Source organism: Ochrobactrum sp. 19YEA23, assembly GCF_029909865.1.
GTDB classification, from domain to species: domain Bacteria; phylum Pseudomonadota; class Alphaproteobacteria; order Rhizobiales; family Rhizobiaceae; genus Brucella; species Brucella gambitense.
Genome location: NZ_JASAMQ010000001.1, coordinates 1,355,855 through 1,373,408 on the forward strand (window position 1 = coordinate 1,355,855; position 17,554 = coordinate 1,373,408).

The window sequence follows — 17,554 nt, forward strand, 5'->3', positions numbered from 1 at the left end:
AAGCGGCTTGGCGGCATCAGGAACCAACACAGACGGAAAAGACGGTACGCTGGTGCCGATGGATTCGCTGTGGCAAAGCGATGCCGAACGGGCTTTAAGCGAACCGTCATTGCTGATTGACGTGCAGGGCTTTGAAGGCCCGCTCGATCTTCTTCTGCATCTGGCGCGCAACCAGCGTGTCGATCTGGCGCGCATTTCCGTTCTGGCGCTAGCTGAGCAATATCTCGAATTTGTCGAGCGAGCCCGGGCAGTCCGGCTTGAGCTTGCCGCCGATTATCTGGTTATGGCGGCGTGGCTCGCTTATCTCAAATCCAAGCTGCTTATTCCCAAGCAGCAGGGTGACGATGGCGAGACCGGCGAGGAGCTTGCGGCATCCCTGCAATTCCGCCTGAAAAGGCTGGAAGCAATGCGTGATGCCGCTGCCGCTCTGGTCAACCGCAATCGGCTGGGGCGCGATGTCTTCGCACGCGGTATGCCGGAAGTGGTGATGGTGGATCGTGCCAGCCAGTTCTCCGCGACGCTATACGATCTGCTGACGGCTTATGCCTCGCAGCGCCAGCGGCAGGCTGTGTCTCATGTCCAGATTACCAGACGTGCTGTTTGGTCTTTGAAGGAGGCGCGGGTCGCATTGGTGCGTCTGATGGGCGGCGATATCGAAGACTGGTTTTCGCTTGATCGTTTTCTGATCGACTATGCGCTGTCGCCGCAGGAGAGGGCGTCGGCGCTGGCAAGCTCCTTTGCCGCCAGTCTGGAACTGGTGCGTGAGGGCAAGCTGGAAGTTCGCCAGAATGCGCCCTTCGAACCAATTTATATGCGGGCCAAGCCCGGTTTAAGCGAATTTGACGAGGACGAGGATGTCTGAGGCTGAACGCCAGCTGGCGGAATTCGAAATGGATGATGAATTTGAGGAAGCACAGCTTCCGGCACGTGGACTGACTGATCTGGCCCGCATTGTCGAAGCGATCATTTTTGCTTCTGCCGAACCGGTGTCGGAGCGGGCGCTTCAGGAGCGCTTGCCGCCAAATGCCGAGCTTGCCCCGATTTTGCAGCATCTCCAGAAGGTCTATGAGTCGCGCGGCGTGCATCTTGTGCAGGTTGGTGCGGCCTGGGCGTTCCGCACCGCGCCGGATCTGGCCTTCCTGATGAGCCGCGAGGCGGTGCAGCAGCGCAAGCTGTCGCGCGCCGCAATGGAAGTACTGGCGATCATTGCCTATCACCAGCCAGTCACCCGCGCTGAACTGGAAGATATTCGTGGCGTCGAAACGTCGAAAGGCACGCTGGACGTGCTGATGGAAACGGGCTGGATCAAGCTGCGCGGACGTCGCCGCACACCGGGCCGTCCGGTGACATACGGCACGACGGAATCGTTTCTCGACCATTTCGGACTGCCGGAAATCCGCGATCTTCCTGGGCTGGAAGAGTTGCGCGGGGCAGGGCTTCTGTCTGCCCGTATGCCTTCGAGCTTTGCTGTTCCGGTACCGAATATCGACCCGGATGAACTGACGGATGAGGAAGAGCCGCTCGAGGATATCGATCTCGAAGATCTTGGTTTGCTTGCCCCCAAGGGGTAGGTCAGCGTCTGACTTCCTTATGATCCACAAGCGCTGCACATAAAGAGGACACATGCGACGAATAAAATCGTCACATCTGCCTTCACAGCTATACTTCCGTTTGAAAGATTGCTTGAAAGCGCTTAAATCACTATCGACATTGCAGGAACAGGCTGCGTTTAAGCGGCGATGAGAGGAATGAAATGGGTAGCTTTTCCATCTGGCACTGGCTGATCGTTCTAGCGGTTGTGCTGCTTCTTTTTGGCCGCGGCAAGATTCCCGAGCTGATGGGCGACGTTGCCAAGGGCATCAAAAACTTCAAGCAGGGCATGAACGACGAAGACGCCGCCAAGGATGCCCGGGACGATGGTCGCACGATCGACGCCAAGGCGGAAGAAACCGTCAACGACGTCAAGAAAACCACCAAGTCCTGATCTATCGGATCAAGAATGCTGCGTGTCGGAATAGATACGCAGCATGTTTGTCATCTGTAATAGTGCGGTTTTCCGCCGAAAGACGGGACGCGCGCGCAGTGCGCGGGGTATAAAATGCTCGATGTCGGTTGGTCTGAAATACTGGTCATTGCGATCGTGATGATCGTTGTTGTAGGCCCCAAAGATTTGCCGAAGATGCTTAGAGCCTTCGGTAAGGCGACCGCACGTATGCGCGCGACAGCCAATGAGTTTCGCAACCAGTTCAACGAAGCCTTGAAAGAGGCTGAGCTGGAAGACGTCAAGAACATCATCGACGAAACGCGCAAGCTTGATCCGCGCTCCAAGCTGACGCAGGTTTTCGATCCGATTCGCAGTGCAGGCGAAGACCTGAAATCGAGCATCAAATCCTCGACCTCAATGTCTCCGGCGACACCGGATACGGTAGCGGAAGTGACTACGCCGGTCGATGCGAGCGGAGCACCCGTTCCTGTGGCAGCGCCTGCGAAGGCAGAAGCTGTCGCGGAAAAGCCTGCAAAGGCGCCGCGCGCTCCACGCAAGACGACTGCAAAAGCAGCGCCTAAAGCCGCTTTGGCAAAAACTGAACCGGCCGCGCCGAAGGCTGCAAAGGCCAAAGCTGCGCCAGCAAAGCCAGCGGCTTCCAAGCCTGCTGTCGCGAAAACGGCTGCTCCCAAATCGACTGCAGCAAAACCTGCACCGAAAAAAGCTGCACCGGTCAAAACAGCGGAAGCCGTCAAGCCGGTTGCCGATAAGGCGATTGCTCCTGCCAAAAAGACCACCAAGAAGACAGGAACCAAAGCGTGACCCGTGACGAGGATGAAATCGAGCAGAGCGCAGCGCCCTTGCTTGAACACCTGATCGAACTGCGCCGCCGCCTCATCTGGGCAATCCTGGCATTTTTCGTGGCTTTCGCAGTCTGCTTCGCATTCGCAAAGCACCTCTTTAATTTGCTTGTCGTGCCCTATCAGTGGGCGATCGACTGGGCAGGCATGGATCGGTCCAAGGCGGAGCTGATCTATACCGCCCCGCAGGAGTTTTTCTTCACGCAGGTGAAGGTGGCGATGTTCGGCGGTATCGTACTCGCTTTCCCGATCATCGCGGCGCAGATCTACAAATTTGTCGCGCCGGGGCTCTATAAGCATGAACGCATGGCGTTCCTGCCGTTCCTCATTGCATCGCCGATACTGTTTCTGCTGGGCGGCGCGCTCGTCTATTTCTTCTTCACCCCGATGGTGATGTGGTTCTTCCTGGCCATGCAGCAGACGGGTGGCGCTGGCGAAGTGCAGATTTCGCTTTTGCCGAAGGTTTCGGAATATCTGAGCCTCATCATGACGCTCATTTTCGCTTTCGGTCTGGTTTTCCAGTTGCCGGTCATCACAAGCCTCATGGCGCGTGTTGGTCTCGTGACTTCGGCGGGCCTTAAGGAAAAGCGTAAATATGCGATTGTGATCGCCTTCATCGTGGCCGCCGTTCTGACGCCGCCCGATCCGGCGAGCCAGATCGGTCTTGCCTTGCCGACGATCCTTCTCTACGAGATTTCCATTATCGTGGCTCGTATGATCGAGAAGAAGCGCGACGAAGCAGAGAACGCAAAAGAAGCTGAAAACGACGCTTCTTCCTCCTGATCGTAGACTACGATTTCCGCTGGCCGCAGTCTTTGCGGCCCGCTTCTGTTCAATTTCACGAAACGGCTTTTCCCATGCTCGACATCAAATGGATTCGCGAAAACCCTGAAGACCTCGACAAGGCGCTTGCAAAGCGCGGGGCAGGGCCGCTCTCGTCCGAATTGATCGCGCTCGACGAAAAGCGTCGCGAAAATGTCGGTAAGGTTCAGGCCGCACAGGAGCGCCGCAATGCCGCTTCGAAGGAAATCGGCAAAGCGATGGCTGAAAAAGATGCCGCCACTGCCGACAAGCTGAAAGCGGAAGTCAGCGAACTCAAGAATTTTCTTGCTGAGGCGGAGGAAGAAGAGCGCCGTCTGGTCAAGGAATTGAACGACGCGCTGTCAACGATCCCGAATGTTCCGCTTGGCGATGTGCCGCTTGGCAAGGACGAGGCCGACAATGTCGAGGTTCGTCGTGTTGGTAATCAGCGCAATTTCTCTTTCCAGCCGAAAGAGCATTATGAGCTGGGCGAAGCGCTTGGTCTGATGGATTTCGAGCGTGCGGCGAAAATCGCCGGTGCGCGCTTCACGATCCTGAAGGGCGGTCTGGCGCGTCTGGAACGTGCGCTCGGCCAGTTCATGCTCGATCTGCATACGACCCAGCATGGCTATACCGAAACCATGCCGCCGCTGATGGTGCGCGACGAGGCTGTTTATGGCACCGGCCAATTGCCGAAATTTTCGGAAGACCTTTTCCGCACCACCGATGGTCGTTGGCTGATTCCGACGGCGGAAGTGCCACTGACGAATCTGGTTGCGGACGAAATCGTTGATGTGAAGACCCTGCCGCAGCGCTACACCGCGCTGACGCCTTGCTTCCGTTCGGAAGCGGGTTCTGCCGGTCGCGATACGCGCGGCATGCTGCGCCAGCACCAGTTCCTGAAAGTGGAAATGGTATCGATCACCGATGCAGAAAGCTCGGTTGCCGAACATGAGCGCATGACGGCTTGCGCCGAAGAAGTGCTGAAGCGTCTTGAGCTGCCGTTCCGTACCGTTGTGCTGTGCACCGGCGATATGGGCTTCGGCGCGCAGAAGACCTACGACATCGAAGTCTGGCTGCCGGGTCAGAAGACCTATCGCGAAATCTCCAGCTGTTCGGTCTGCGGTGATTTCCAGGGCCGCCGCATGAACTCGCGCTATCGTCCGGAAGGCGAGAAGTCGACGCGCTTCGTTCACACCCTCAACGGGTCTGGCGTTGCAGTCGGTCGCGCGCTCATCGCCGTCATGGAAAACTACCAGCAGGAAGATGGCAGCATTCATATTCCTGAAGTATTGCAGCCATACATGGGCGGCCTCACGCGCATTGAAAAAGCTGCGTGATTCAGGATTTCAATAATTAGGACAGGAGTGAAGACGTGCGAATTTTGCTGACGAACGATGATGGTATCCACGCTGAAGGCCTCGCAGTTCTGGAGCGAATCGCACGACAGCTCTCGGACGATGTCTGGGTTGTTGCGCCGGAAACCGACCAAAGCGGTCTTGCGCATTCGCTGACCCTGTCGGAGCCGCTGCGTCTGCGCCAGATCGATGACACCCATTTCGCACTGCGCGGTACGCCGACCGATTGTGTCATCATGGGTGTCCGTCACGTTCTCCCTGGCGCGCCTGATCTCATCCTGTCCGGTGTAAACTCCGGTGCGAATATCGCAGACGACGTGACCTATTCCGGCACCGTGGCCGGTGCAATGGAAGGCACGCTGCTCGGCATCCGCTCCATCGCTCTGTCGCAGGAATATGATTACGAAGGCGACCGCCGGATCGTTCCGTGGGAAACGGCTGAAACCCATGCACCGGACCTTATCCGTAAACTGGTCGATGCCGGTTGGCCGGAAGGCGTTTTGCTGAACCTCAATTTCCCGAATTGTGGTGCTGATGAAGTGCAGGGCACCCGCGTGACGGCACAGGGCAAGCTCAGCCATGATGCGCGTCTCGATGAGCGCCGCGACGGTCGCGGCTTCCCGTATTTCTGGCTGCGTTTCGGTCGCGGCAAGGCTCCGGTCGCGGATGACAGTGATCTGGCAGCTATCCGTTCGGATTGCATTTCGGTGACACCGTTGCACCTCGATCTCACCGCGCATAAGGTTCGTGCAGAACTGAGCACAGCGCTTGGTCTTGAAGCTTGAAGCGGGGGAAAGCATGAGGCAGGCAACGTCTGAGCGGCCAAGGCTTTCGGACCGGGAAGGATTTGCATCCTTCGTCTTGCGCATGCGCGCGCGCGGCATTGATGATCCGCGCCTCTTTGCAGCCATTGAAGCAACGCCACGCCAGAGCTTTCTTGCTTCGGCGTGGTCACATCTTGCCTATAGCACCCGTACGGCGCCGCTCGATTGCGGTGAATATATCGAAGGCATTGACGATCAGGCGCGTGTGCTGGCTGCACTCAAGCTGGAGCCGGGCCATCGCGTGCTGGAAATCGGCACCGGTTCAGGCTTTACCGCCGCCGTCATGTCGTCGCTATCCGGCCGTGTTACGACGGTGGAACGTTATCGCAAACTTTGCGACCACGCCTTGCAGCAGTTCGTCTCGCTCAAGCGAGAGAACATTATGGTCAAGCATGCCGACGGTCGTCATGGCATGCCGGGCGGGCCGTTCGACCGAATCATTCTCTGGCTGGCTTGCGAAGAAGTGCCGCGCCATTTTGTGGAGCTACTCGCAACGCACGGTGTTCTCATTACGCCGATCGGCCCCGGTGACGGTGAACAGATCATGACGCGTATCTCGAAGGTCGGTAGCCGCTTCGAGCAGGAAAACCTCATGGTTGTCCGCTATCAGCCCTTCATTGAAGGCGTTTCTTCGGTTCTTTAGAGCGCATTCCGAAAAGTGTGAAACGGTTTTCGGATGAGATGTGCGTTAGAATAAATATCTAGAGCGCCGATCTGATTGAATCAGATCGGCGCTCTAAATTGCCATTTTCTAATCTTACCATGCCATCCATTCCGGTTTTCATCGGAAGGGTGGCTGCGCGCCAATGTTCGCTTATGGTGTTTAATTGGTGAATCTTTTTTCAAAGTTGGGTCGTTCTTAACCAGCGAGTAACATTAACGCGCTTTAATCGTCGTACTGAGTTTCGAGTATGGACGAGTTGAACATGCGTTTCCCAATTTTGCAGCATACGTCCGAACGTCTCCTGCGGAATGTCGCAATCGTTCTGATTGCCGGCTTTGGAGCCGGGTGCAGTTCCGATACGATGCGTTTCACCGACGGCATCTTTACCGGTTCGACGTCCAATCAGCGCGTTGCGCAACAGCCCACAGGCGATGTTTATGCGTCCGCCCCAATAGCGCCGGCTCCGCGGGTTTCCAGCGGAACGGTACAGCGTAATTCGCTGCCAGCACCATCTGCCGTTTCTTCCGCCCCGATGGCGGCACCGGTCGCAGCAGCACGTCAGTCGGTTCAGGCTCCTGTCGCAGCAGCCTCGACGCAGATGCAGAATCAGGTTGGTCAGGCCCGCGATATGGCAGCCAATCAGGTCAATGGCGCAGAGACCCGCGTGGCAAGCGCCGCGACAACGACCCACAACACCGTCAACGGTGCCAAGGAAAAGGTTCTGGGTCAGCTTCCGGCTACGCCGGGGCAGGGTGCACCCCGCCCGATGGACAACAACATCGCTGTTGTCCCGGCAGCCCCTTCGGTCAACGGCAAGAAGTCTTCCGCCACGACCGATATGGCTTCGGCAGGCGCGAACACCGCAACACCGCCTGCACCGAAGGGCGGCTATACGGTTCAGAGCGGCGATTCGCTGTTCTCGATCGCACAGAAGCATAACGTCCCGGTTGAAGATCTGAAGCGGGCTAACGGCCTCTCCAACGGCGCAATCCGCGTCGGTCAGACACTGGTGATCCCTGCCGCAGGTGCTGCTGCTGTAACGCAAGTTGCCGCTGTCACGCCGCAGCCAGTAAGCCCGGCCAAGGCCGCAGCTGCTGCAAACGATGCGGACGCCGGAAGTGTGAAGCCTTATACGCCGCCGCAGGCAAGCAACAAGGTGATCGAAGACGCCGAGAAGGATCAGGCCGCAGCGCCTTCCTCCACCGGCATCTCCCAGATGCGCTGGCCGGTTCGCGGTCGCATTCTGGCCAGCTTCGGTCAGCGTGATGGCACTGCAGTCAGCGACGGCATCGACATCATGGTTCCGGAAGGAACGTCGGTTAAGGCCGCTGAAAACGGCGTCGTCATCTATGCTGGTGATGGCCTGAAGGAATTCGGCCAGACGGTTCTGATCCGCCACGATAACGGGCTTGTCACGGTCTACGGCCATAACAGCCAGATACTGGTACAGCGCGGCCAGAAAGTTCGCCGTGGCGAAGATATCGCCAAGTCGGGCATGAGCGGCAACGCGAAGTCGCCGAAGCTGCATTTCGAAGTGCGCAAGAATTCCTCACCGGTCAATCCTTCCAAATATCTGGAAAGCTGATCCGGAAAGGACAAGGCAAACAAAAAGGCGGGCTGATAAGCCCGCCTTTTTGTTGATGCGTGTTTTTTACATGGCCACGCCAAGGCGTCCTGCGAGATCCTGAACATACTGCCACGCCACACGCCCGGAGCGGTTGCCGCGTGTGGTCGACCATTCCAGAGCTTCTGCGTGAAGCTTGACCTTGTCGTAGCTGAGCTTGAAATGAGCCGCATAGCCGTCGACCATGGCGAGATAATCGTCCTGGCTGCATTTGTGGAAGCCGAGCCACAGACCAAAGCGGTCCGACAGCGATACTTTTTCCTCGATGGCTTCAGAAGGGTTGATCGCTGTAGAGCGCTCATTATCAATCATGTCGCGCGGCATGAGATGACGGCGATTCGACGTCGCATAGAAAATCACATTGCCGGGGCGGCCCTCGACGCCGCCTTCAAGCGCTGCCTTCAGCGATTTATATGACGTGTCGTCATGGTCGAAGGAAAGGTCGTCGCAGAACAGGATAAAGCGGTATTCCGTATCCTTGATCATGTTCATCAGGGTCGGGAGGCTGTCGATATCCTCGCGGTGGATTTCGATCAGTTTGAGCGGCTTCTGGGAGGCCAGTTCGGCGTTGACGCTGGCCTGTGCGGCCTTCACCAGCGAGGATTTACCCATGCCGCGAGCGCCCCACAGCAGAACATTGTTTGCCGGATAGCCATTTGCGAAGCGACGGGTATTGTCTACGAGCTGGTCACGCACCAAATCTACGCCACGGATCAGGGAGATATCCACGCGGTTCACCCGCTTCACCGGATCAAGCGTCAGTCGTTCCGGCGCCCAGACAAAACAGTCTGCGGCGTCGAGGTCTGGCGTTTTGGCTTCTGGTGGCGCGATACGTTCGAGCGCGGCGATCAAACGGTCCAGTTTCTGGCTGAGTATGTTTTCGGTCGTCATTTCATGCCCCTAGTGGTCTTATTCCGACATTTGCTTCCCAGTGTTACAATCGGTCCCAGCGAATGTCAGAATCGAAAAGATCACCAGATGCTGTAAGACACGAGTGGTTTTTTCCAGTTTGACGTTTGAACAAGCGTTTGTGACAAACGGAATTCAAAGGTCAGATTCAATCCACTCGTCGTCGGCGAACGGCTTAACATGCCACAGCGGAGGCGAAAAGTGTGCGACCTTGGCGCAGGCGGGGTGATCGTCGGTTGCAATTGGCGCGCCAACCATTGTAATGCCCTTAACAAATTGTCTTCGAGACTTCAGAGGAGTTCCTAATGTTCGTAACACCGGCTTTCGCTCAAGCACCTGGCGGCGGCGCTTTTGGCCCAGACATGCTGATGAGCATTCTGCCGTTCATCCTGATCTTCGTCATCATGTACTTCCTCATCATCCGCCCACAGCGGACCCAGATGAAGAAGCGTCAGGAAATGCTGACCGCAGTTCGCCGTGGCGATACGGTTGTGACCGGCGGGGGCATCGTCGGCAAGGTGCAGAAAGTCGTCGACGACAATGAAGTCGAAGTCGAAATCGCCGAAGGCGTTCGCATCAAGGTTCTGCGCAGCACGCTGATGGATGTGCGCGTCAAGGGCGAACCTGTCGCCGATAATAAGAACAAATAATCTCTTTTTGAGATGAAACGGGCTCCGGTAAGCTTTCACTAACCGGAGCCCGTGCAATATTCGGTCGGCGCGACCTTCATAAGAGCGCTTGACCCAAGGCCGGAGAGCGGTGCGCATTCGCACCCCGGCATGCTCTATCCAAGCTGAAACGGAATTGCTGCTCTATGCTCTATTTTTCACGCTGGAAATCGGCCCTGATCTGGTTGGCGGTACTCGTCAGCTTCGTCATTGCTTCCCCTAATTTTTTCTCGCGTGAAACGCTGGCAAATCTGCCCGGTTTCCTGCCGAAGAAACAGGTCGCACTCGGCCTTGATCTTTCCGGTGGCTCCCGGCTTGTTCTGCAAGTTCAAAATGCGGGCAAGAATGATCTGGAACGCTCCGCCGAAATCATGCGTCAGCGTCTGGAAGAGCTGGGTTACGGTCATCCCGTTGTGGAAACCGAAGCGCGCAACCAGATTCGCGTTGAAGTGCCGGGCCTTTACGATGCGCAGCTTCTGAAAGATATTCTGAGCATTCGCGGCGATCTTTCGTTCCACGCTGTGGATGATTCCGTTTCGCCGGACGACGCCATTCGTGGCACGCCGCCCGCGGATAGTGAAATCGTCTATTCCTATGACGATCCGCCAGTTGGCTATCTCGTCAAGAAACAACCAGTTCTCACCGGCGCAAATATCACCGACGCGAAGGCAACGCTTTCTTCCGATGATAATGAGCCGGTTATCACCTTGACCCTCGACGATGCAGGCCGCAAAGGTCTGGCCGCCCTGACCGCCAATGCGACGGGCAAGAGCTTTGCCATCGTGGTCGATAATCAGGTCGTGTCTGCGCCGGTCATCAGCGAGCCGCTCGACACAAACGAATTGCAGATTTCTGGCGCCTTTGATTTGCAGGCCGCCAATAATATGGCCGTTGTTCTGCGCTCCGGCACATTGCCGCAAGCTGTGACCGTGCTGGAAGAACGCACTATCGCATCAGCGCTTGGCGAGGATTATGCCAGCGCCGCTGTGACGGCTGCACTTCTGGCCGCACTTCTCGTCGGCCTGTTCATGGTGCTGTCCTACGGTATTCTGGGCGTCATCGCGATGGTGGCGCTTGTGGTCAACATCATCATCCTGACTGCGGTCATGTCGCTGATCGGGGCTTCGATCAGTCTGGCGAGCGTTGCAGGTCTGGTGCTGATCATCGGCATGGCGGTCGATGCGAATATCCTGATCTACGAACGCGTGCGTGAAGATCGCCGCAAGGGCTATTCGGTCGTGCAGGCGATGGAATCGGGTTTCTACCGTGCGCTGTCGACCATCGTTGACGCCAATCTGACGACATTGATTGCCGCACTGGTTCTCTTCCTGCTGGGCTCTGGCACGGTGCATGGCTTTGCCCTGACCGTTGCGGTCGGTATCGGCACGACGCTGTTCACCACGCTCACCTTTACCCGTTTGCTGATCGCCCAATGGGTGCGGACGGCGAAGCCGAAGGAAGTGCCGAAGCGCCGTCTCAAGCTTGTGCCGACGGTGACGCATATTCCGTTCATGCGCCTGCAGTTCATTACGCTCGGCATTTCGGTGCTGGCCTGTGCGATCGTGGTGGCGCTGTTTGTGAATATCGGCTTCAACTACGGTATCGACTTCCGTGGTGGTTCGATGGTCGAGCTTCAGGCACGTAGTGGCGACGCCAATCTTGAAGACATTCAGGACCGTCTCTCCGAACTGAATATCGATAGCGCCCGTGTTCTGCCTGCCAAATCGCCGCGCTCTGCGCTTGTGATCATCGGCAGCCAGGAAGTGGGCGACGATGCCGAACAGACGGTTGCTGTGAAGCTGCGCGGTGAGTTCGAACAGGATTATTCGTTCCAGCGTGTCGAGGTGGTCGGCCCGACCGTTTCCGAACAGCTGTCGCGTGCCGGAATTCTGGCCGTTGTCCTGTCGCTGATCGGCATTTTCATCTATGTTTGGGTTCGCTTCCGCTGGCAGCTGGCGCTTGGCGCGGTGCTTTCGACATTGCATGACGTGGTTATTCTTGCGGGCATGTTCATCGTCTTCCGCATGGAATTCAATCTCTGGAGCGTTGCGGCCATTCTGACGATCATCGGCTATTCGCTGAACGATACGGTCGTGATCTATGACCGCGTTCGCGAGAATCTACGCCGCTATAGCAGTGCGCCGCTGCCTGCGATCATTGATGCTTCGATCAACCAGACCCTGTCGCGTACCTTGCTGACGTCCTTTGTCACGTTCCTTGCGCATATTCCGCTTTACGCCTTCGGTGGTGCCGATATCCGCATGTTTGCGCTGGCGCTGAGCGTGGGCATTGTCGTGGCGAGCTATTCGTCGATCTTCATCGCCGCACCGCTGCTGGTTCAGTTCGGACTGAAGCCGCGTGGTCCTGAGCAGGATGAGGAAATGGGCGACGAACTGGCGCAGTCGCTGAATCTGGAAAGCTGAGAATGGCCAAGGGAATAGAAATACGCGAAGCGCATTTTCCGGGGCGCGCCCCGATTGATGCTTACGGCGATGGCGGTTTTCGCTTTGCCGAAATGTCGCATCGCGGTTCGATCCTCTGTCTGCCGTCCGGTATTCACGGCTGGCAGCCTGCAACGCCGCCTGTGCTGTCGCGTGCTGATCTGGAGCTTATTCTGGAGCAGGCTTCGGATATCGAGATTCTGCTGGTTGGGACCGGTATGGATCTGCGGCGTATTCCGGAAGATGTGCGCGCCGTATTGCGGGAACACCGCATTTCGTCCGATCCGATGAGCACAGGTGCTGCCGTGCGGACCTATAATGTGCTCCTCGCGGAAGATCGTGCGGTCGCGGCGGCGCTTATTGCAGTAGAATAACGATCATGAACCAGAATGAGGCACATTGCCTGGCCCTTCTTCGTGAGGCTGACCGGGACCGTTACCTGTCGGTGCTCTATGCGCCGGAGGATAAACGCGGCGGTCTGGCGGCACTTTATGCCTTCAATGCGGAAGTGGCGCGCATTCGCGATCTCGTTCACGAGCCATTGCCGGGCGAAGTGCGTCTGCAATGGTGGCGCGACCTGATCAATGGCGAGGCGAGGGGCAATGCCGAGGCGCATCCCGTTGCCGCTGCTCTGGTCGAAACGATCAACAAGTATGAGCTTCCGCGCACCGCTTTCGACAATTATTGCGAAGCACGCATTTTCGATCTTTATGACGATCCGATGCCGAGCCGTAACGATCTTGAGGGTTATTGCGGTGAAACCGCATCGGCAATCATTCAGTTAGCCGGTTTCATACTGGATCGGGATGCCGCGCAGGCGCATAGCGAAACCGCCGGTCATGCAGGCGTTGCGCAGGCAATAACCGGCCTGCTGCGTCTTCTGCCGACCCATCGCCGTCGCAGCCAGCTTTATGTCCCGGCTGACATGCTGGCTTCGGTAGGTGTGACGCGGGAGGCATTTTTAGGCAGCGACGATCCGTCGGCCTGCGAGCGCGTGGTCAGCGTCATGCTGGCGCTGGCGCGTGAACATCTGGCGATTTTCGATAAGGCGAAGGGGACTTTGCCTAAAAGCCTTGCACCGGCCTTTTTGCCGATGGCCATCGTGCCCGCTTATCTGAAAGCGATTGAACGCCTTGGCGGCAAGGCAGCAGAACGGACAGCCGATATCTCGGCTATCCGCAAGCAGTGGCTGATGTTTCGCGCCAATTTCTGACCGTCAGGCCAGTTGTTCCAGCCATTGGCGGAAATCTGCAAGAGCGCGGGCGGAAAGCGCACGCTTTTTCGCGATGGTCTTTTCCTTACCGCGCAGGCGCTTGCCTTCTTCCTTCGGAACCTCGATCGGCGGAAACAGGCCGAAATTGACATTCATCGGCTGGAACGACCGTTTGCCGGGTTCGGCATCGTCGGCGACGATGTGGCCACCGGTAATGTGGCCGAGCAAAGCGCCAAAGGCAGTTGTCGGCGGTGGCGGCACAGCGGGATTGCCCAGTCGTTCTGCTGCGGTGAAGCGACCGGCAAGAAGGCCGATGGCCGACGATTCGACATAGCCCTCACAACCTGTCACCTGACCGGCAAAGCGCAGCGTCGGACGCGACTTCAGGCGCAATACGCTATCGAGCAGCACGGGCGAATTGAGGTAAGTGTTGCGATGCAAACCGCCGAGGCGCGCGAATTCGGCATTTTCCAGTCCGGGAATCATCTTGAAGATGCCCGTCTGCGAGCCGTATTTCAGCTTCGTCTGGAAACCGACCATGTTGTAGAGCGTGCCAAGCGCATTGTCCTGACGCAGCTGCACAACCGCATAGGCTTTCACCGTCGGGTTATGCGCATTGGTCAGGCCCATCGGCTTCATCGGGCCGTGGCGCAGCGTTTCGGGTCCGCGTTCCGCCATGACTTCGATCGGCAGGCAGCCGTCGAAATAAGGCGTGCCTTCCCATTCCTTGAATTCCGTCTTGTCGCCTTCGACAAGTGCAGCCACGAACGCCTCATACTGCTCCTTGTCCATCGGGCAGTTGATGTAGTCCTTGCCGGTGCCGCCCGGACCGACCTTGTCATAGCGCGACTGGAACCAGCAGACGTCCATATTGATCGAATCGAAATGCACGATGGGTGCAATCGCGTCGAAGAAGGCGAGCGCATCGGCATCCGTTTCCGCAGCAATGGCTTCGGCTAGCGACGGCGCCGTCAGCGGACCGGTGGCAACGATTGTCGTGCCCCATTCTGCTGGCGGCAGGCCAGTAACTTCCTCACGCTGGATGGTGATCAGCGGATGAGCTTCGAGCTTTTCGGTGACGGCTTGCGCAAATCCCTCGCGGTCCACGGCAAGCGCGCCGCCGGCCGGAACCTGATGCGCGTCGGCGCAGGCCATGATGAGTGAACCCGCAAGGCGCATTTCGGCGTGGAGGACACCAACTGCGTTGGTTTCGGCATCGTCGGAGCGGAACGAATTGGAGCAGACGAGTTCTGCCAGCTGCTCGGTCTTGTGCGCATCGGTGCCGCGCACGGGGCGCATTTCATGCAGCACGACAGGAATGCCTGCCTGCGCAATCTGCCAGGCGGCTTCAGAGCCAGCGAGACCGCCGCCAACGACGTGAATGGGGGTGAGATCGGATGTGTTTGTCATGGCCCTTCCCATATCGCCTTTGCGGGCGGCCATCAATGGGCGAGCAGTATCCCAAAAAACAAATGGCATCCGTCGCGGGAGGAGGTGCAACGGATGCCATATGGAAAGACCGGATTGGGAGGAAACCGGTCTCGTTGCCACTAAGCCTGGGAGGAGGATGGCTTGGCGACAAGCCAGGGCTGGTGGGAGGAGGATCCAGTCCTGGTGGTATTCACAACTCGAAACTTCAATCTGAAATTTTCATCGAAAGGCGTTCAGCGTAATGCAATCGTCGCGAACAGCTTCTCGGTCTTCAGCTTGATGCTTAGCGAGCCTTGCTCTGACGAGCGACGTAAGGAATGTCGGCGCGGGAGATGCCGAGATCGTTCAGTTCGCGAGTCGAAAGCTGGTTCAGTTCGCTGACGGTTTCACGGTAACGACGCCAGTTGTTGTAAGAGCGAAACAGGTTCATGGTCTTAATCCTTCAGTGTGCGATGGTATCGCTTGGGTTCAATTCATCTCTTTTGTTGCCCATGATATAAGCTATTGTTTTTGCAAGTTGCAGAGCCGACTTTGCATAGCTGCTCTGCGGATGCTGCAAGACGGTTTAAATCGATTGGACTGTTCCGGCACAAAATTGCCGCAATGCGATTTGATCGCATGGTTTGCTGGTTGCGAAGTTTCTTATATGTTCTCAACCTGTTGCGGTTGTGACCGCCATCTCAGTTCGTTGACCCGGGAGTCATTTTGTCTTTTTCAATCTCAGTGGAGCGCCTGATTGAGCGCTGGCAGCAGGAAGGCCTGATAGATGCGGTTACCGCTTCGCGCCTGAATGCAGATCTTGAAAAGCGAGCCACGGGTTTCAGCCTTGGTGCAGTGCTCGCCACGCTTGGCGGCCTGCTTCTGGGTGCCGCCATCATCATGCTGGTTGCCGCCAATTGGCAGGATATGCCGCGCCTGATGCGGATCGGGCTCGTGCTTGCACTCATCTGGATCGGCTATCTTGGCGGTGCATGGCGACAGGCAAAGGGCGACAGGGTGTTCTCGTCCGCTCTTTATGTCGTCGGTGCTGCATCCTTCGGCGCAGGCATCGCGCTTGTCGGGCAGATGTATCACGTGTCCGGCGATGTTCATTCTGCCGCCGTCTACTGGACCTTAGGTGTGCTTGCATCAGCCTTCCTGCTGCGCGCGCCGGTTCTGGCGGCGTTTGGCGCGGGTGTTGCGTGTTTCTATCTTTCGACATTCGTGTTCGACGGCACACCGGCGGATAGCGCCGATCTCGCCTATCGCTGGATTGGTCCGCTGTTGCTGCTGGTTGGCGTCGGTGCTGCGCTTTTCACGCGCTCGCGTCATGCGGCTCATCTCTGGGCGCTGTTCGCGATTGGCTGGGCCTTGCTGGTCTATGCCAAGAATGAAAACGATGTGGTCCTGTGCCTGATGATCGCAGTCGGCATCGCATTCATGCTGGCGGACGCTTTTGCGCATGACACGATGGAACGCCTCACACGCTTCGCGCAGCCGCTGGCTTCCTATGGTCTGATGCTGGCGCTGCTCTCGCTCGGCATTCTGCAGCTCAATCATATGTTCTCGTCTTCGGGCGGCTCTGCCTCCCTCGATCAGGACGTTCTTTATAGTATGCTGATCCTCGGCCTATCGATTGGCGCCATTGCATTGTGCGGTCGCGACAATGGCGGATTGCGCTCCATTGCCTATGCGGCGTTTTCATTTCAGGTGCTTTATCTGGCATTCACGACCGTGGGCACGATGATCGGCACGTCGGGATTCTTCCTGACGGCAGGTGTTCTTGTGCTGCTTCTGGCGGCCTTCGTCCGCCGGATGGAACGACGGTTCGGTAAAAAGCGCGAAGCGGGGAGCCAGTCATGACCAGAAAGTGGCTTTATATAGGTGCTGCCGTTTCCGCTTTGCTGCAAAGCGGCATTCTTTATGCGGGGATTGAACAGCGCGCATCCATATTGCGCTCAGGCCATGAAATCGTATTGCAGACCGAGCCTGTCGATCCGCGCGATCTGATGCGCGGCGATTACGTTATCCTTGGCTACGGGATTTCCAGTGTCATGGGCAAGGACGTGCAGGGCAAACCTTCGGGCGAGGCGCGAACTGTCTATGTCGCCGTGAAGCCGGATGCGGAAAAGCTGTGGCATTTCTCGCGGGCGGCGCTCAGCCCGTTCACCGACCTCGCGCCGGATGAGGTGCAGATTCGCGGCCAGTCCACCTATCGGGTCACAGACGATCCGGATCAGACCATCCGCCTCAATTTCGGCATTGAACGCTATTATGTTCCTGAGGGGCAGGGTCGCGATATCGAAATCGGGCAACGTGAAAGCCGGATTTCTGTTGTCGTTGCTGTCGATGATAGCGGCACCGCAGTCATCAAGGCTTTGCGGGACGAGGGGCGGCAACTCTATGAAGAACCGCTCTATTGATCCGGTTTTCCGGCGGTTTCGGCAATCTTATACTGCCGCATCAAGCTGAAGTTTTTCTCAGGCTTGGCATGTGGGGAATGATCGCTATATAGAGGGGCAGAGTGCCGGAAGTGTTTCGTCGTGCCAAACCCGGAAAATCTATACCGGGAAGGCGGCTTTTTTCCTTTGAACCGGGAAAATTGGATGATATAGAGACGCGCGCTTTCGAGGGCAGTTCAAGATCTGAGACGAATTTGGTGCGTTCTAAAGAATGCGCTTCGGTTCAGAAGCGGATATGGCGAAATTGGTAGACGCACCAGATTTAGGTTCTGGCGGGAGACCGTGGGGGTTCGAGTCCCTCTATCCGCACCAACTGCCTATAAGGCCAAAGAATTT

18 protein-coding genes and 1 tRNA gene are annotated in these 17,554 nt (G+C 57.3%); 16 read left to right on the plus strand and 3 right to left on the minus strand.

Features of this window, described 5'->3' with window-relative positions:
- Nucleotides 1-7: 7 nt before the first annotated feature.
- The 9 genes from QBD01_RS06355 (at nt 8) to dipM (ending at nt 8,076) form a co-directional block, all read left to right on the plus strand.
- Nucleotides 8-862: a ScpA family protein gene (locus QBD01_RS06355; protein WP_280992033.1), complete on the plus strand. Its 855-nt coding sequence runs from the start codon at nt 8-10 to the stop codon at nt 860-862.
- Nucleotides 855-1,571 carry an SMC-Scp complex subunit ScpB gene (gene scpB / locus QBD01_RS06360; RefSeq protein WP_280992034.1) on the plus strand — a complete coding sequence of 239 codons (717 nt, stop codon included), beginning with the start codon at nt 855-857 and terminating at the stop codon, nt 1,569-1,571. Before QBD01_RS06355 ends, scpB begins: the two co-directional genes overlap by 8 nt.
- A 182-nt stretch (nt 1,572-1,753) precedes the next feature.
- Nucleotides 1,754-1,984, plus strand: coding sequence for a twin-arginine translocase TatA/TatE family subunit (locus QBD01_RS06365; protein ID WP_078338493.1), 231 nt, complete (start codon nt 1,754-1,756; stop codon nt 1,982-1,984).
- 114 nt (nt 1,985-2,098) lie between these two features.
- Entirely contained in the window at nt 2,099-2,806 is a 708-nt protein-coding gene (tatB, locus tag QBD01_RS06370; protein ID WP_280992035.1) for a Sec-independent protein translocase protein TatB, read from the plus strand.
- The gene (gene tatC, locus QBD01_RS06375) at nt 2,803-3,627 is read left to right on the plus strand and encodes a twin-arginine translocase subunit TatC (protein WP_280992036.1); all 825 of its coding nucleotides are present in this window, start codon (nt 2,803-2,805) and stop codon (nt 3,625-3,627) included. The genes tatB and tatC overlap by 4 nt, the downstream gene beginning before the upstream one ends.
- A gap of 74 nt (nt 3,628-3,701) precedes the next feature.
- Entirely contained in the window at nt 3,702-4,985 is a 1,284-nt protein-coding gene (gene serS / locus QBD01_RS06380; protein ID WP_280992037.1) for a serine--tRNA ligase, read from the plus strand.
- A gap of 35 nt (nt 4,986-5,020) precedes the next feature.
- Nucleotides 5,021-5,788, plus strand: coding sequence for a 5'/3'-nucleotidase SurE (gene surE, locus QBD01_RS06385; protein ID WP_182520332.1), 768 nt, complete (start codon nt 5,021-5,023; stop codon nt 5,786-5,788).
- Between the two features lie 13 nt (nt 5,789-5,801).
- Nucleotides 5,802-6,470 (plus strand): protein-L-isoaspartate(D-aspartate) O-methyltransferase, encoded by a 669-nt coding sequence (locus QBD01_RS06390; protein WP_182520333.1) that lies wholly within the window; start codon nt 5,802-5,804, stop codon nt 6,468-6,470.
- Between the two features lie 268 nt (nt 6,471-6,738).
- A complete protein-coding gene (gene dipM / locus QBD01_RS06395; RefSeq protein ID WP_280992038.1) occupies nt 6,739-8,076 on the plus strand; it encodes a cell division endopeptidase DipM in 1,338 nt (445 codons plus the stop codon).
- Between the two features lie 66 nt (nt 8,077-8,142).
- Here dipM and QBD01_RS06400 read toward each other — a convergent pair whose 3' ends face one another.
- On the minus strand, nt 8,143-9,006 hold the full coding sequence (locus QBD01_RS06400) for an ATP-binding protein (RefSeq protein WP_280992039.1): 864 nt from the start codon (nt 9,004-9,006) through the stop codon (nt 8,143-8,145).
- Nucleotides 9,007-9,329: 323 nt separating this feature from the next.
- On the opposite strand from QBD01_RS06400, the gene yajC reads away from it, so the two are divergent.
- From yajC to QBD01_RS06420, 4 genes are all read left to right on the plus strand, one after another.
- On the plus strand, nt 9,330-9,674 hold the full coding sequence (gene yajC / locus QBD01_RS06405) for a preprotein translocase subunit YajC (protein ID WP_078338501.1): 345 nt from the start codon (nt 9,330-9,332) through the stop codon (nt 9,672-9,674).
- 164 nt (nt 9,675-9,838) lie between these two features.
- A complete protein-coding gene (gene secDF / locus QBD01_RS06410; protein ID WP_280992040.1) occupies nt 9,839-12,115 on the plus strand; it encodes a protein translocase subunit SecDF in 2,277 nt (758 codons plus the stop codon).
- 2 nt (nt 12,116-12,117) lie between these two features.
- Nucleotides 12,118-12,507, plus strand: a complete 390-nt coding sequence (locus QBD01_RS06415; RefSeq protein ID WP_280992041.1) for an Mth938-like domain-containing protein — start codon at nt 12,118-12,120, stop codon at nt 12,505-12,507.
- Nucleotides 12,508-12,512: 5 nt separating this feature from the next.
- Nucleotides 12,513-13,346 carry a phytoene/squalene synthase family protein gene (locus tag QBD01_RS06420; protein WP_280992042.1) on the plus strand — a complete coding sequence of 278 codons (834 nt, stop codon included), beginning with the start codon at nt 12,513-12,515 and terminating at the stop codon, nt 13,344-13,346.
- 3 nt (nt 13,347-13,349) lie between these two features.
- On the opposite strand, the gene trmFO is transcribed toward QBD01_RS06420, so the two are convergent.
- A complete protein-coding gene (gene trmFO, locus QBD01_RS06425; protein WP_280992043.1) occupies nt 13,350-14,756 on the minus strand; it encodes a methylenetetrahydrofolate--tRNA-(uracil(54)-C(5))-methyltransferase (FADH(2)-oxidizing) TrmFO in 1,407 nt (468 codons plus the stop codon).
- Between the two features lie 304 nt (nt 14,757-15,060).
- Nucleotides 15,061-15,207, minus strand: coding sequence for a DUF1127 domain-containing protein (locus QBD01_RS06430; protein ID WP_078338506.1), 147 nt, complete (start codon nt 15,205-15,207; stop codon nt 15,061-15,063).
- A 275-nt stretch (nt 15,208-15,482) separates the two neighbouring features.
- Here QBD01_RS06430 and QBD01_RS06435 point away from each other — a divergent pair, with 275 nt between their 5' ends.
- The 3 genes from QBD01_RS06435 to QBD01_RS06445 all read left to right on the plus strand — a co-directional run bounded on the left by QBD01_RS06435 (nt 15,483) and on the right by QBD01_RS06445 (nt 17,530).
- Nucleotides 15,483-16,619: a DUF2157 domain-containing protein gene (locus tag QBD01_RS06435; RefSeq protein WP_280992044.1), complete on the plus strand. Its 1,137-nt coding sequence runs from the start codon at nt 15,483-15,485 to the stop codon at nt 16,617-16,619.
- Nucleotides 16,616-17,179 carry a GDYXXLXY domain-containing protein gene (locus tag QBD01_RS06440; RefSeq protein WP_280992045.1) on the plus strand — a complete coding sequence of 188 codons (564 nt, stop codon included), beginning with the start codon at nt 16,616-16,618 and terminating at the stop codon, nt 17,177-17,179. Before QBD01_RS06435 ends, QBD01_RS06440 begins: the two co-directional genes overlap by 4 nt.
- Before the next feature lie 268 nt (nt 17,180-17,447).
- Nucleotides 17,448-17,530: transfer RNA gene (locus QBD01_RS06445), tRNA-Leu, on the plus strand.
- Nucleotides 17,531-17,554: the final 24 nt, after the last annotated feature.